1 protein-coding gene is annotated in these 1,391 nt (G+C 34.5%); it reads left to right on the top strand.

Translation table 11 applies throughout. The annotated features are described in order from the left end of the window. A partial coding sequence (locus FOT98_RS30370) for a D-serine ammonia-lyase (RefSeq protein WP_144291223.1) occupies positions 1 to 854 on the top strand: 854 nt, incomplete at its 5' end. Positions 855 to 1,391: the final 537 nt, after the last annotated feature.

The following is a 1,391-nucleotide window of genomic DNA, read 5'->3' on the forward strand; positions in this document are numbered from 1 at the left end:
GTTCCACTGGAAATTTAGGTTTAAGTATTGGTATTATGAGTGCGAAGTTAGGCTTTAATGTGACTGTTCATATGTCAGCAGATGCGAAAAAGTGGAAAAAAGATTTACTTCGAGGTAAAGGAGTTAATGTTATAGAATATACAGCGGACTATAGTAAAGCCGTAGAAGAAGGAAGAAAACAAGCTGATAAGAATCCGATGTGTTATTTTATCGATGATGAAAATTCAAGGCATTTATTTTTAGGCTATGCTGTAGCCGCTGCGCGCTTACATACACAATTAGAGAAATTTCAAATAAAAATCGGCGAGTCTTGTCCTCTATTTGTTTATCTGCCATGTGGAGTAGGTGGAGGTCCAGGTGGTGTTTCGTTTGGTTTAAAGTTATTGTATGGTGATAATGCGCATGTATTTTTTGCAGAACCTACTCATTCTCCTTGTATGCTATTAGGTATGATGACAGGATTGCATGATGGAATCTCCGTGCAAGATTTTGGAATTGACAATAAAACAGATGCAGATGGACTTGCGGTGGGAAGAGCATCTGGATTTGTAGGTAAAACAATAGAGCCATTTTTAAGTGGTATATATACAATTAGCGATAATCACCTATATAAGTTACTAAAAGGGTTAGTAGATACAGAGGGTATAGAGTTGGAACCATCAGCATTAGCGGGTATGATTGGGCCAATCAAATTGTTTAAAGAAGGACAAAGATATATAACAAATAATGACTTAACAAAAAAATTGAACCAAGGTATTCATATAGTATGGGGAACTGGAGGGAGTATGGTTCCAAAAGAGGTAATGAAAGTATACTATCAGGCAGGTTCTCAGTTAATCAATAAAAAATATTGATAGATATAAAATGAGTTCATTTTTCATGGCTACCTATGAGAAGATGAACTCATTTTCGTTTTTTGGATGATGGCCATTTTCTGGTACTCCATGTCCATCAATTCAAGAAAGTAGATCCTTTTCTAAACGATAAAACTGAACTTCGGTGTTATCAAAACTCAATTTTTCCGTTTAGGGCTTGGTAAAGAAAATGTGCATCCACTATGAACATTTAGAGGTAGATTTACTTCCAAGGAAATATGTCGTGCGTTTTATGGATAGAAGCTCCTGTATTCGAATTTCATAGTATTAGTGAGGGAATTGGAAGGAAAGCGATAAAGATGGGACACAATAAAAGATTTCGTGATAGTAAAGAATTAAGTGCAGTAATAATATCATTTCCAGGAACTACATGTATTTTAAAAAATAAATATTCCGATAAAATTTTACCATGTCTATTTTGGGAGCCTCTGTCAAAGTTGAGTTGGTTTTCTATAGAAAATAGTTATACATATATGTTTATAGTGGTTTGAAGCAGAAAATAGAATTAGAAAAGTC

Origin of the sequence: Bacillus sp. HY001, assembly GCF_007558965.1 — a bacterium.
In the GTDB taxonomy this organism is placed as follows: Bacteria; Bacillota; Bacilli; order Bacillales; family Bacillaceae_G; genus Bacillus_A; species Bacillus_A mobilis.